11 protein-coding genes and 1 tRNA gene are annotated in these 15,102 nt (G+C 35.2%); 2 read left to right on the forward strand and 10 right to left on the reverse strand.

Features of this window, described 5'->3' with window-relative positions; genetic code table 11:
- Positions 1–37: 37 nt before the first annotated feature.
- The 6 genes from WMO14_RS01990 to WMO14_RS02015 form a co-directional block, all read right to left on the reverse strand.
- On the reverse strand, positions 38–2,245 hold the full coding sequence (locus tag WMO14_RS01990; RefSeq protein ID WP_349153179.1) for a cell division FtsA domain-containing protein: 2,208 nt from the start codon (positions 2,243–2,245) through the stop codon (positions 38–40).
- 43 nt (positions 2,246–2,288) lie between these two features.
- Positions 2,289–2,879 carry a dephospho-CoA kinase gene (gene coaE, locus WMO14_RS01995; protein WP_349153180.1) on the reverse strand — a complete coding sequence of 197 codons (591 nt, stop codon included), beginning with the start codon at positions 2,877–2,879 and terminating at the stop codon, positions 2,289–2,291.
- Positions 2,880–2,927: 48 nt separating this feature from the next.
- Positions 2,928–5,612 (reverse strand): DNA polymerase I, encoded by a 2,685-nt coding sequence (gene polA / locus WMO14_RS02000; protein ID WP_349153181.1) that lies wholly within the window; start codon positions 5,610–5,612, stop codon positions 2,928–2,930.
- Between the two features lie 73 nt (positions 5,613–5,685).
- Positions 5,686–6,054, reverse strand: coding sequence for a zf-HC2 domain-containing protein (locus WMO14_RS02005; protein ID WP_022503192.1), 369 nt, complete (start codon positions 6,052–6,054; stop codon positions 5,686–5,688).
- A 349-nt stretch (positions 6,055–6,403) separates the two neighbouring features.
- On the reverse strand, positions 6,404–7,435 hold the full coding sequence (locus WMO14_RS02010; RefSeq protein ID WP_022503191.1) for a cytidylate kinase-like family protein: 1,032 nt from the start codon (positions 7,433–7,435) through the stop codon (positions 6,404–6,406).
- Between the two features lie 12 nt (positions 7,436–7,447).
- Positions 7,448–8,788: a sodium:proton antiporter gene (locus WMO14_RS02015; protein ID WP_022503190.1), complete on the reverse strand. Its 1,341-nt coding sequence runs from the start codon at positions 8,786–8,788 to the stop codon at positions 7,448–7,450.
- 323 nt (positions 8,789–9,111) lie between these two features.
- Between WMO14_RS02015 and WMO14_RS02020 the strand changes: the two genes are divergently transcribed.
- Positions 9,112–9,459, forward strand: a complete 348-nt coding sequence (locus tag WMO14_RS02020; RefSeq protein ID WP_055174837.1) for a hypothetical protein — start codon at positions 9,112–9,114, stop codon at positions 9,457–9,459.
- 64 nt (positions 9,460–9,523) lie between these two features.
- On the opposite strand, the gene WMO14_RS02025 is transcribed toward WMO14_RS02020, so the two are convergent.
- From WMO14_RS02025 to spo0A, 4 genes are all read right to left on the reverse strand, one after another.
- Positions 9,524–9,606 (reverse strand) — tRNA-Leu (locus WMO14_RS02025).
- Between the two features lie 324 nt (positions 9,607–9,930).
- The gene (glgA, locus tag WMO14_RS02030) at positions 9,931–11,370 is read right to left on the reverse strand and encodes a glycogen synthase GlgA (RefSeq protein WP_022503188.1); all 1,440 of its coding nucleotides are present in this window, start codon (positions 11,368–11,370) and stop codon (positions 9,931–9,933) included.
- Positions 11,371–11,461: 91 nt separating this feature from the next.
- Positions 11,462–12,544 (reverse strand): C40 family peptidase, encoded by a 1,083-nt coding sequence (locus WMO14_RS02035; protein WP_055174840.1) that lies wholly within the window; start codon positions 12,542–12,544, stop codon positions 11,462–11,464.
- 137 nt (positions 12,545–12,681) lie between these two features.
- Positions 12,682–13,470: a sporulation transcription factor Spo0A gene (spo0A, locus tag WMO14_RS02040; protein ID WP_022503186.1), complete on the reverse strand. Its 789-nt coding sequence runs from the start codon at positions 13,468–13,470 to the stop codon at positions 12,682–12,684.
- Positions 13,471–13,742: 272 nt separating this feature from the next.
- Here spo0A and spoIVB point away from each other — a divergent pair, with 272 nt between their 5' ends.
- The gene (gene spoIVB, locus WMO14_RS02045) at positions 13,743–15,011 is read left to right on the forward strand and encodes a SpoIVB peptidase (RefSeq protein WP_055174844.1); all 1,269 of its coding nucleotides are present in this window, start codon (positions 13,743–13,745) and stop codon (positions 15,009–15,011) included.
- The last annotated feature ends 91 nt before the right edge of the window (positions 15,012–15,102 follow it).

Raw genomic sequence — 15,102 nt, forward strand, 5'->3', positions numbered from 1 at the left:
TTATGAATTATAAATTCTTCACATTACTTAAAGCTTGTTATTCCCAGAATATCTTTATATCATCACCATCATTTAGCGGTGCTGTATATTCACTTCTGACACCATTATGTAATATTACAATATTTCCTTTGGGTTTGGAAAGGTCAAAGTCATAAAACTGGAATAAATCAACAAGCACATAATCACTCTTTCCCTTTAATACAACAGGTGTCCCATTAACGATTATTGACACATCCCTGATTGGCCTTTGAATATCTGGTGCTGTATTAAATGAAGCTCCATCGGCTGATTCTTGTGTATCACCAGCATTATTATTACCTTTAGTCGCATCAGACATATCAGACGAATTATTATCATCACTATCATTCTGGACTGCCGGTCCATTTCCAGCTTCATTATTCTGCTCAGTATTGTTATCTGAATAATAACCTCTGTCAGCATCTTCATTTTCTGTATCATCTTCTAAATCAGCATAGCTTGTCTGCTTAGGCACATTGCTGAATGAAACCATAAAATTCTCATAAACCTTAGTATGTTTATTAGCTGGCATATTATTAACTAATACATCATAATCTTTATAGTCCAGGTCAAGGAATGTAAATAACTGTTCTACTGTATAGAAGTTCTCTATTCTTATTGAGTCTTCATTTCTGATATCATAGAATTCTGACTTTAATTCACCATTAACATATGCAAATCTTGGGCAGACGATATTCTTTCCATTGACAACAAATGTTATATCTGAACCAAATTCTTCTATCTGTCCTAAAGTAATTGAAGCCGGCTCACCAATCGTTGACTCCTCAACAAATATGACATCATTCTGCTCAATTGCTGTATTAAGGCTGGCAGGCTTATTATTAAGTGTAATGACTGCACCTTCCCCGGCAAGACCTCTTACAAGCCTTACTTTGCCATTAACCATAAATTCAATCTGAGCACCCCGTCTTGGGAAAAGCTTCTCATTAGGATAACCTATCTGCATAATCGCATCAAATACTGTGAGCTTATTATTATCATATAACTTAATACGCTCATTATTGACATTAACAAATATAAACTTATTCTTCTGTGTATAATAATTCGTACATATACCTACTGGTGTTACATATAAAGAATCTTTCTCAAAGCCTTCAACATTAAAATCCACTGTTGTAAGGACTTCCTTTCCTCTTATTGCAACTCTTTCAGGTGCTATGCCAAGATTCTTAGCAAGTACCTTGGTGTAACTTGGCATTTTACCGCCACCACCTACAACGAATACAGCATTTACCGGCTTACCGCCATTAAGCTCGATAATCTTATCTGATGTCGACTTTGCCATATTATCAATTGATTCTTCTGCTATTGCCTGTATCTCGCTTGAAGCAACCCTCTGTTCAAGTCCCATAATATCATTGAACACAACCTCTTTATTGTCCGGATTGCTTGCGGATATCTTAATAGTCTCCGCTGTGTTGAAGTCAACAAGATAATTCTTTGCAATCTTTTCTGTTATCTCATCACCTGCTAATGGAATCATACCATAAGCCACAATGCTTCCATCTTTAGTAATACATATATCCGATGTACCCGCTCCGACATCGACAAGACATATGTTAAGAAGTCTGTACTGTTCTGGAATCGCAATATTCATTGAAGCTATTGGCTCTAATGTAAGTGAAGCAACATTAAGTCCAGCATACTCTACTGCCTCGTATAGTCCGTCTACAACTTCTTCCGGAAGAAATGTAGCAATAAGCTCAACAAATATTTTTCTAGCCTTATGCCCCTCAAGGTTACCTATATCATAACCATTAAGCTGATATCTTATAGGTGTATTGCCTACACAGTAAAATCTGTCTTTCTGTGTGGCATCATTGATTGAATGATGTGCATTCTCTACCGCAAGAAGATTAAGCGAATATATATCCTCCGCTGTAACTCTTGTCTCTTCTTCAAATTCATACTCGGCAGTCGCATTAACTGTTCTTAAAACCCTGCCCGCAGCAGCTATACATACATCTTTAAGTTCCATATTAAGCTGCCTTTCAAGTGCAAGCTTAACCTGACGTATTGTATCACCTACTTTATATATATCGTGTATCTGCCCATCAAGCATAGCACGCGTTGTATGGAGCTGCTGTGCCATTGCTGCTATTTTAAATCTGCCATATTCAAGATAACCTACAACGCCAACAACGCTCCTTGTTCCTATATCAAGACCAAACACATAACTATTGTTGGAATTCCTTTCTTTATCCATATCATATCCTCATTTCTGCCCACATTTTAACACAAGAGCCACTTTAGCTCAATAAAATGTTTTGTATCTGTCTGAAAGTATATTCTAAATCCTTATTATTATCAATACAATAGCTGCATTTATCTTTAATATTCTCTAATGCCTGCTGGCTCTTTAATATATTATCAATCTTTTCATCACTATAGCCACGGCTTTCTTTTAAGCGCTGTCTTCTTATATCCTCTGATGTGTCTATATACCATACCTCATCGCAGAATACATCATAATGTTCTGTAAGCAGCAGTGCTGACTCAACAAATGTATAATCTAATCTTCCAGCTATTTTATTATTCGTTATGCGTGTGATAACCTCCTGCTTTACTGCCGGGTGTACTATACTATTTACTGCCATACGTTTATTGGCATTAGAAAATATTATATCTGCCAGCTTCTTTTTATCAATCTCTCCAGTTTCATCGACAATATCTTCGCCAATCAATGCTATCATCATTTCATATGTCTTAGAACCTTTTGTATACAATCCTTTGGCTACATCATCTGTCATAATAATATCACAGTTGTAATTATCAGCTAAATATTCAAGAACCGCTGATTTACCAGCACCAACTCCACCTGTTATTCCAATTGTCTTCATAAGTAGTCCTCATTTATAGTTATAATATACTTTTCTATGTCTATAGTATTAATGTGCCTCAAGCCAGTTTTTACCCTGCTTTATATCTATTTCAAGTGGAACTTTAAGACTTACTGCCTCTTTCATACCCTCTGTTAATATCTGTCGTACATCATCGATTTCATCTATAGCTGTTTCAACTAAAAGTTCATCGTGAACCTGTAATATAAGGTGTGATTTAAGACCTTTTTCCTTTAATGCCCTGCTGACCCTAATCATAGCAAGCTTAATAATATCAGCCGCTGTTCCCTGTATTGGTGCATTCATAGCAACTCGTTCCCCAAATGAACGCTGCATAAAGTTACCAGATGAAAGTTCAGGTATCTCTCTTCTTCTGTTAAACATTGTAAGAGAATATCCTTTTTCTTTGGCAGAGCTTACAAGTCCGTCAATAAATTCTTTAATTGATGGATATGTCGCAAAATATTTGTCAATATATGCTTTGGCCTCCTTAGGTGTAATACTTAAATCCTGACTAAGTCCAAACGAACTCATTCCGTATATTATTCCAAAATTAACTGCCTTGGCATTGCTTCTCTGTAATGGTGTAACCTCATCTATAGGAGTATTAAATACTTCTGCCGCTGTTGCCCTGTGAATATCTTCTGATGAATTATATGCAGCTATTAGCTTCTCATCACCTGACATATGGGCAAGTATTCTTAACTCAATCTGTGAATAATCAGCATCAATAAACACATAGCCGTCTTTTGGAATGAATACCTTTCGTATCTTCTTTCCCATCTCCATTCGTATTGGTATATTCTGAAGATTAGGGTCTGTACTGCTTATTCTTCCCGTCGCAGTAATTGTCTGGTTAAATGTTCCGTGAATCCGTCCATCTTCTTTAATATATGCTGTAAGTCCGACAGCATATGTTGAATTAAGCTTTGCTAACTGTCTATATTCAAGTATCTTCTTAACAATTGGATAATCTGGTGCAAGCTTATCTAAAATATCTGCGGCTGTAGAGTAACCACTTTTTGTCTTCTTTCCGTTAGGCATACCCATTTTCTCAAACAGAATAACACCAAGCTGTTTAGGCGAATTAATATTAAATTCTTCGCCTGCAAGCTCATATATCTCTTTCTCAAGGACATTTATCTTCTCTGTAAGTACCTTTGAGTAATCATCAAGCTCATTCTTGTCAACCCTTATACCGAATCTTTGCATATCGTAAAGCACGAATACAAGAGGCATTTCTATATCATTGTATAATGAATACATATCCTCTGATATAAGGACATCTATAACAGACTGTGCACATCTATAATTTACATATGCCTTAAAGCAGGCAAGTTTAAACAAGTTCGCATCATCAATATCAAAGCTTTCCTTTATGCTTCTCTTTCCAAGAAGCTCTGTCTGTGACATAATAAGCATTGAAAGGTATTCTCTTGCCAGTGCTTCATAATCATATCTTTCATTGTTAGGATGAATAAGATATGCAGCAATTGCTATATCCATAAATGCCTGTTCTGATACTTCAAGGCTGTCATCGTTATTCCCATCTGTATAGTTATCAAAAATGTAAAGATAGTCTTTAAGATTATCTATTACAATATTCCTGTTATCTGAACACTTTATTAATCTCATAAGCTTATCTTTTAAATAATCAGATGTAATAAAGCCTCCAGCTGGAATATAATATATATCCTCATCAGAATATGATATCGAAACTCCAAGAAGCTCGTCTTCTGCAATTATTCCAAGTCCGATTTTTTTATTTTCTTTAATATGTGAAGCTGCTGTTTCAAACACTTCCTCGGCTTTGGCAAAATCCTCCACCTTATTAAAATGTTTACAACATTCAGGCTCTGACTGTGTACCATTGTCACATCTTTTAAGCATATTCTTGAAATCGTAACGCTTAAAAAGCTTATATGACTCCTGATTAAACATATCATTAATATCCGCATTATTAATGTCATAATCGACATCAACATCTATCTTAATCTCTGATAAATAACGGCTTAATTTAATCTGCTCAATATTTTCTTCTATTGATTTCTTAGCCTTTGGCGGCTTTAATTCTGATATATTATCTATAATATTATCTATATTATGATACTTTATTATTAAAGCTGAGGCTGTCTTAGGGCCTATTCCCGGTGCACCAGGTATATTATCAGAGCTGTCACCCATAAGTGCCTTCATCTCTATGAATTCCGCAGGTGTTACGCCATAAAGTTCTTTTACATCTTCTGGATAATAATCTTCAACCTCTGTAACTCCCTTTTTAGTCTTTGGTATACGGATTTTGATATTAGTATCTGCAAGCTGCAACAAATCCCTGTCACCAGATACAATAGACACGTCAATTCCCTGCTTCTGCGAGTTCTTGGCTATTGTTCCTAGAATATCATCTGCCTCAAAGCCTTCTTTTTCTACTATAGTTATATTCATAGCTGTAAGTAGTTCCTTCATAAGCGGAACCTGCTGTCTTAACTCAGGAAGCATCGGCTTTCTTGTGCCTTTATAACCATCATATACTTTATGTCTGAAAGTTGGTGCACTAAGATCAAATGCAACTGTAACATAATCAGGCTTTTCCTCATCTATAAATTTAAACATAATATTAAGGAATCCATACATTGCATTAGTATGTATTCCTTCGCTGTTAGTTAAATCAGGCACTCCGTAGAATGCCCTGTTTAATATACTGTGCCCATCTATAAGCAGCAATTTACTCATTCTAAATCTCCATTCCAGCTGGAAATCCTGTAAATAGCAGGATACAAAATGCCGTATTACAACATTCCAGCTTTTAATAATATCTGATTATTATACAAATAATAAAAGTCAGAAGCATAATTACTTCTATCATAATATTCAATATTGTTATATTATGATTCCATTCTCTTATTGCATTGCATTTATCTATGCTTAGAGATAATTTCAAGTCAACTAATGTCTTAAAATCATAGCTGTCTATGCAGGCTTTGATAGCTGGAGGGGTATTTTTTGATATATTGTCTTCATCAAGTCCGTATGACACAATATAATATATCTCCAGTTCTTCTTTGCAGTCCTCACAGTTAAGGATATGCTGTATGAATTGTTCTTCCTGCTTTAATGAAAGATTGCCTTTGTCGTAATCTTTAATCATTTTCTGAATTTGCTTGCAATTATCCATAATATGCCTCACTGAGCCAATAGTTTGTCGGACGGACGAAATCGCACAAGATGTGCTCTTCTGGTGGTATCCGAATTTAGTTCTTAATTCAGGCTAAAACCATTGGGGTATTTTAGTACGCCGTGCAGGTTCTGGAAAGCTTTGCTTTCCAGAACTGTCGGGCATTCGCCCTATCAGTCTAAAGCCCAAAGAAGAACTTTGTGCAAGCACAGTTCTTCCTCAGGCTTCAGACTGGCACGGCTCATTGCTTACGCACATTATAGCAGAAAATGCACAGACTTTCCATTAAAAGTCTGTGCATTATTAAAAAATACATTACTAATTTCAGGTTGTTACATTTAACGGATATTTATTTATCCCTGTTAATAACTCTTAATATGAGGTTGACAGCTTCATCTATACCATAGCTTGCACTGTTAATACATAAATCATAGTTGTATGCCTGCCCCCATATATTATTGGTGTAGAATTTATAGTAACGTTCTCGCTTTTTATCCAATTTAACCAACCTCTTTAATGCCTTAGAATATGGAATTTTCTCAAGTTCCATAATTCGTCTTGCTCTCTGCTGTACAGGTGCAGTAATAAATACACTGACGTGAGGTATATTGTTATTCTTAAGAATAACGTCAGCACAACGTCCGATAACAATAAAATCCTCTTTCTCAGCAAGTTCCCTAAGAATTTCTGATTCATTAAAGAATGCCGCATCATTAGCTGGAAGTCCGTGGTTACGGCTGAAACGTCTTGCCTTTTCTGGATTAATCATTTCGTGGCTTAAGTCAATCTTCTTGCTCTTCCATCTTGCATCTTTTTCTGCATCTTTACGGATAACAAGATCCTTGAAAATCTCAGCATCATAATAGTTAAGTCTTAATTTATCAGCAAGTGCAAATCCGATATCAGTACCAGCACTTCCCTCTGTACGGCTTATACATATTATCATTCTGTTATCGTTGTTATTTCTGTGGAAATTAGATACATTTAACTCACTGATTGATGTATCAAGTATATCAACTGAACCAAATCCGTGAGGAAGTTCTGCTATCTCGTTTAATATGTCATTATACTGACGCATAAACTTAGACTTAACTTCCTTATCCTTAATTGTTCTTGCCATATTTCCTACAAGAGCAACTTCACTTCTTAACAGATATCCGTGTGGGTTAGTATATATAAGTGCACTAAGCTTATCAAGACATTTGTCCGCATCACCTATAAATACTCGTCCAAGTTCTGAACCTACACTCTCATATACATTGCTATCAAGTTCATATATCTTCTTAGCAAGATTGTAGGCAATTGTCTTAGCATCATCATTTGATGACTTATTCTCATTATTGATACTATTATCAATATTATTAATATTATTATCGCTCATATTGCCTTCCTCCTATAAAAAGAATATTAATGTGTCAAGTATAAACACAGGAACTAAAATACCTATAGACCAAAGCATATATCCGAAGAAACCAGGCATTCTGACACCATTCTCGTCTGCAATGGATTTAACCATAAAATTAGGTGCATTACCGATATATGTACCAGCTCCCATAAATACCGCGCCACAAGATATAGCAGTAAGAAGCTTCACAGTTATAATACCTGCACTTGTTGTAATACCATTTGTAAATCCTAATGTACCAGCAGTGGTAAAGAATACAAGGTATGTTGGTGTATTATCAAGGAAACTTGAAAGTGCACCTGTTGTCCAGAACATCTGCCATGCCTTGTTAATTCCAAGTGTTGGACCAACAGCCTTAAGAATCATCAGAGCTGGCTGCATTGTAATAAATATACCTATAAAAAGTACAGCTACTTCCTGAATTGCACCCCAGTTGAAATGGTTCTTGGTTCTAATCTCAGATTGTGTTGTCTTAAATGACAATAACGCTGATAAAAGAATTATTGCAATCTCTATCATTGTAACAAATGAGAATGTTACTTCTCCAATATGTAAGCCCTTAAGCTCTCCGTTGGCTCCAATAAATGCTGGAACATTAGTAAGTGTACCACTAAGTACAACAGCAATTACGATTGTTACTATAAATATAATATTGTGAGCACCCTGAAGCTTTAATTCTGTTGACTCCTTACTTATATCAGGCACACTACCCTCAGCAATATCAAGTCTGTAATTATGTCTGTCAATCATATAGAATATTGGAAGCAGAATTACAAGGTTAAAGCATAATACTGGAAGAAGATGTAAACTCCATGTAAACGGAACCCCTCTCATAAATCCCATAAGAAGTGGTGGATCACCAATTGGTGTAAGACAGCCACCCATATTAGAGATAAGGAATATAAAGAATATCATAATATGACTTCTTCTATGTCTCCAGGAGTTCATCTTAATAAGCGGACGAACCAATAACATACTTGCACCAGTTGTTCCTATTAGGCTGGAAAGAAATGTTCCTATTAATAATGTAATTGTATTTACTCTTGGTGAACCAACCAAATCACCATCAACAGATATATTACCTGTAACACAGAATAAACCAAATAATAAAATAATAAAACTAAGATAATCGTTAATTATACATTCAAGCACCGTTTCCGCTGCTGTTGATGCACCTTTTGTTACCGCATATGGAATGATAAATAAAAGTGACCAGAATATAACTGCGTGTATCTGATGACTTTCCCACCATTCAGCTTTCACAAGTGGCATAATTGCAATACATAAAAGTAATCCTGCGAAAGGGATACAAAGCCATAATGGCAACATAATAAATTCCTCCTGTTCATAATAATGATTATTTATTAGATAAACATAACCTCAATGTTTATTGCTAAAGAATTATAGTCCATTTATAAAAAAAATAAAAGCATTATTAAGTTTTTATTTAAAAACAACAAACCACTTTTCGCTTTTCACACAGCATTAATATATAAAAAAACAACAAACAATATATAAGCATAACAAATAATATAAACACATAACAAGCAATCTATAAGTAAATGCCAAATTGTATATAAGCCATTTCTATTACATAGTCTATATGTTATACTTTAGACAAATAATTAATTAGTTTACTTATGGAGGTTATTATGTACGACTTAAATGTATTGATATTTGATATAAATAAGACTGCCGAAGATGAGGAACAGGTAAAGACATTAAACAACCTGTTAAGTCTCTTTGGCGGCAAAGCAGAAATAAAAAATACATTCGATAGAAACCAGCTTGTATTATCCTACGATGAAGAAAAGCTCAAAAAATGGAAAACAAGAAATGCAGGCCGCACAAGCAATTATTATAATCTTTCCGTTAAAGAAGTCAGGGAAATGATTAATACACTGGGTGCAGAGCAGGCAGCCACCAAGCTTGGAATGACCAAGCAGGGAATGTATAAAAGGCTAAAACGCTGTCTTGAAATTAATACAGAACGATTCTAGCCATATCTTACACCAAAAATCACAAAAAGGAAGCCTTTATACAAAGACTTCCTTAATCTATTAATGCGGAAGATGGGACTTGAACCCACACGATGTTACCACCGGCAGATTTTGAGTCTGCTGCGTCTGCCATTCCGCCACTTCCGCATAACAATAAAATAATACCATAACATAATTAAAAAGGCAAGTAGAAAGTTTCTTTTACTGTTAAAAAAATGCCAGACCAACATACATCAGTCTGGCAGGTAAATAACAATATTCAATTACATAACACACAGCACTATATTTTATAATTCTTGTGCTCATTATACCATATGCCCTGCATTGTTCTTCAACGCATCCGAAGTTTCGAAGAAACTTCTTAGTGACTACGAAGTAGTCATATTATATCATAATTCTCGTGCAGTTTTTCTGCACATGTAAAGTTCCGTAAGGAACTTCTAAGTGACTACGAAGTAGTCATATTATATCCTAGAACAAAGAATTATATAATTCCTCATACTTCTTAGCTGAACTCTTCCAAGAGAAATCTGCTTTCATTCCTCTGTCAACTATCTTGTTCCACTCTCTCTTGTGGTTATAGTATACGCTCTTAGCATAATTAATAATCCCAAGCATTTCGTGGGCATTGTAATTAGCAAATGAGAAGCCTGTTCCTGTACTCTCATATTCATTATATGGCTCAACTGTATCCTTAAGACCACCTGTCTCTCTAACTATAGGCACTGTACCATATCTTAAAGACATAAGCTGGCTGAGTCCACAAGGCTCAAACAATGAAGGCATAAGGAATGCATCACAAGCTGCATATATCTTGTGTGACATCTCCTCTGAATAGTAAATATTAGCAGATACTCTGTCATTATATTTCCAGTCAAAATGTCTGAACATATTCTCATATTTCTCTTCACCAGTTCCAAGAACTACAAGCTGTACATCTTCTGCACATAACTCGTCCATAACATAAGCAATTAAATCGAGACCCTTCTGGTCTGTAAGTCTTGATACTATACCTATCATAAACTTACTCTTATCCTGTGCAAGTCCCAGTTCTTTCTGGAGAGCAACTTTATTCTTCCACTTTTCTTTACGGAAAGTAATCTGATTATAGTTAGCCGCAAGAGATTTATCTGTCATAGGATTATATACTTCGTAATCTATGCCATTAACAATACCACTAAGAACATTAGCTCTTGCATTCATAAGACCATCAAGATTCTCACCATAGAAAGGTGTCTTAATCTCCTCTGCATATGTCTCGCTAACAGTAGTTACCCTGTCAGCGTATACTATGCCACCCTTAAGATAATTAGCATCTTTATATGCTTCAAGCTTATCTGATGTAAAATAGCTGTCATCTAATCCGGTAATATCCTTTACCTTCTTAAGATCCCATATACCCTGGAACTTAAGGTTATGTATAGTCATTATTGACTTTACACCATTGTAGAAATCCCCAAGTGCAAAACGCTCGTGTAAATATACCGGAATAAGTCCTGTCTGCCAGTCATTGCAATGTATTATGTCTGGCTTAAAACCAATAACAGGTATTGCTGACAAAGCAGCTTTGCTAAAGAATGCAAATTTCTCAATATCTTCGTGTATCCAGCTATAAGGCTTTGGTCCTCCAAAATAGAATTCATTATCAATAAAATAGAATGTAACTCCATCATACTCCATTTCAAATACGCCAACGTACTGTGTACGCCAAGCTAAATCAATATAGAAATGAGTCTTGTATACCATCTTCTCTCTGTACTCCCAAGGAATACATGTATACTTTGGAATCATAACACGAACATCAAATTCATCCTTATTAAAATACTTAGGAAGCGAACCAACAACGTCAGCTAAACCTCCTGTTTTAATGAAAGGTACTGCTTCTGATGCAATAAATAAAACATTCTTCATATAATCCCCTTTCTATACATCTATGTAACTAAATGTATAAATATAATCAATGTAATAACTATATTAAAACATATTTTTCAAAATATATCAATTACCAGTATCTTCTTACACCAATTATCTGCATTCCGATATTAACTGAAGAAACCTTTACATAATCACCAGGTACAGAAGCATGTATCATCTGTCCTCCGCCGATGTAGATACCAACGTGTCCCGGGTAACATATTACATCACCTGGCTGTGCGGCACTTATGCCACCTGATACAGCAACGCCTCCATATGCCTGTGAACTTGATGAACGGGCAACACCAGATATACCTGCCTGTGCAAGTACATATGATACAAGACCTGAACAGTCAAATCCACTTGGTGAAGCTCCACCACTTCTATAAGGAACACCAACATATCTGTAAGCTATTGAAACAATGTTAGATGCAACTGATGAATCATTATTAGCTGATGTAGGTATTGATGTAACTTTTGTCTTAGTTGTTGTCTGACCGCTTGTTGCAGCTGCTCTTGCTGCTTCTGCCTGTCTTTTCTGTTCTAATGCCTTAGCAGCTTTTTCATTAGCTTCTGCTAATAATTCGTCAAAGTTGCTGATATCACTCTGTGCAGCATCAATTGCTGTATAAAGTGTAGCCTGCTTGTTAGTAAGCTCCTTCTGCTTGTCATTAAGAGCTGCCTGCTTAGTCTCTAAATCACTTTTATATTCAGCGATAGATGCTGCTGTTGCAGCCATCTCTTCAAGCTTGTTACGATCATAGTCATATACCTGCTGCATATAACTTGCCTTATTAATAACATCACTCATATCAGATGCTGTAAGGAATACATCTGAAATTGATGTTGACTGGTCTTCATACATATATTTAATTCTTAATTTAGTATCATCAAACTGTTTCTGCTGTAACTGTTGCGCAGCTTCAAGATCAGCGTTAGTCTGGTCAATCTCATCTGAGAGATCTGCCATATCCTGTTCTAAAGAACTCATCTCTGTAAGAAGATAGGCAGCCTGCTGCTGCAGCTGATCAAGTTCATTCTGTTTATCCTGCTTCTGCTGTGTAAGTGTACTGATTTCGTCAGCAAATGCTGTTGAACCTATAATTGTTGTTCCCGCAATAGTTGTTGCCAATGCTGCTGCAGCAAACGTTTTGAATACTCTTTTACGCATATATAAAACTCCTAAATATTACAATTTTGTTAAAACATTTTTACAAATACGTTAATATTATAATATACAAAGTTCAATATAGCAAGAAAAAACCGCAAAAAAGCTGATAAACTGTCAGTATAATTCCTAAAAAACCATCAAACTGCTGTCTGATGAAGCCTTATATTATCTGATATAAGTGCTATGAATTCTGAATTAGTCGGCTTGCCTTTGCCATTACTGATTGTATATCCGAACAAATCGTTAAGAATATCCGGATTACCTCTGTTCCATGCAACTTCAATAGCGTGTCTTATAGCTCTTTCAACACGGCTTGGTGTTGTGTCAAACTTTTTGGCTATAGTTGGATAAAGGACTTTGGTAATACTATTTATTATATCCGGATCATTAACCGCAAGTGTTATAGACTCTCTCAGATACTGATAACCCTTTATATGTGCTGGAACACCAATCTCGTGTATCATTCCTGTAATCTCATTCTCAAGGATATGTTTGTTATGAGGAATACTGTCGTTAACCGATTTTTTTATATTGACAGGCTTTATATTAATAATTCCTCCAATATATTTAATGCGGTCAATCAGCATATTATTATCAAATGGTTTCATAACATAATATGTAGCTCCCATATTGAAAGCATCCTCTGTCACTGCTTCCCTTCCAACTGCACTAATAACAATAAATGCAGGATTAACACAATCATTATCCTCCCTTATCCTCTGCATAACAGTTAGTCCGTCAATCTGCGGCATAATAATATCAAGAAGTACAATATCAGGCTGTGTCTTTTTAATGACATCAACTGTATCCTCGCCATTCGTTGCTGTACCTACAACATCTAACTGCGGCTCTCCATTAATAACCTCTTTGATTACATCTACCATTCTCTTGTTATCATCCGCAATTACAATTTTCAATGGATTCATAAGCAATTCTTCCCCTCGTCATATAATAATATATAAATATGCTTTCCGCCAAAAGAACCTATCTTTCAGCACCGCATAATGAATATATTTATTATTATATATTTAAAAATATAATTTTACAACGAAAACGCATCGCAACTATCGACATAATTCGACAAATAAAATTAAATCATATAAATATATTGGCATTATAAACCTTTTTATTTAGCTTCATTATTGCAGATAATAATATCATCAGATAAATTTCAAATAAATTTTAAAGGAGGAAAACTATGCTTATTAATAAAAATACATTTTCTAATAAATTATTAAATAAGTATATTTACTGGTCAGGAATAATAACACTTTTATTTATTCTTATTACATCTTATGTAAACTATGTTAATAAGCATTTTCCTGAACAGATATATATAACTGAGCAAAGCGATACAAGTATCAACCTGTCACTCCCCGTTACCGGAAGCGTTCACAACACGCAGAATGGTACTAATAACAGTCTTGCAAATGCTGATTTCAGCCGAGAGGTTACTTTTATAACCGGCAGTCCTGGAAGTTACCACATCGACCTTCATCTGTTCGGCTTCTTATTTTTAAAGACAGTAAATGTCAATGTAGTTGATGAAAAATACGTCTATCCCTGTGGCTTTCAGGCTGGCTTATATCTGAAAAGCAGCGGAATACTTGTAGTAAAGACCGATTCCATCGAGAGCAAATCAAGTGGTACAATAACCCCCTGCGAAAATATTATTACCAAAGGCGATTACATTTTAAGAATCAATGATGAAGAAATCAATTCCAAGAAACAGTTATCTTGCAAGGTAAATGAATGTGCTGGCGAGAAGCTTAATATAGAATTACTGCGTAATGATGAAATAATAAATGTAACTGTAACCCCTGTTGAGGATAAAAACAGTGAATATAAGCTAGGTCTGTGGGTAAAAGATGATGCACAGGGTATAGGAACAATAACTTATATTGATACAGATTATAACTACGCTGCACTTGGTCACCCGATAACTGATAATACCACCGGCAAAGCCCTTAATATTAAATATGGCAGATTATATAACACAAGAATTCTATCAATAATAAAAGGACAGAATGGCACTCCTGGAGAATTGCAGGGAATTATAGACTACAAGAACAGTACCCCGATAGGAACAATTGACAAGAACAGCTCTTACGGAATATATGGAACAATCGACAACTCTATTGTAAAGAAGCATTCTCTTTCACTTATGAGTGTCGGTTACAGATACAGTGTCCACAAGGGTAAAGCATATGTAAGATTTTACAGGAATAATAAATATGATGACTACGAAATTAAAATTACACAGCTTAACAATAACGATTCCAAAAATATCAGTTTTGTTGTTACCTCTGAAGAACTTCTTGATATGACTAATGGAATTGTACAAGGTATGTCTGGCTGTCCTATTATTCAGGACGGAAAGATAATCGGTGCTGTAACACACGTTCTTATTGATGACTCAAGAAGCGGATATGGCATATATATAGAAAATATGCTTAATGCTTCATAAAATTAACAGCTGGTATATACATACCAGCCGTTAATTTTTCAGAGTGCTTTTACTGTTCCAGATATAATTATTATAATAACTATATCTAAAA

The sequence above is a fragment of the Lachnospira rogosae (ex Hitch et al. 2025) genome (assembly GCF_040096455.1).
In the GTDB taxonomy this organism is placed as follows: Bacteria; Bacillota; Clostridia; order Lachnospirales; family Lachnospiraceae; genus Lachnospira; species Lachnospira rogosae.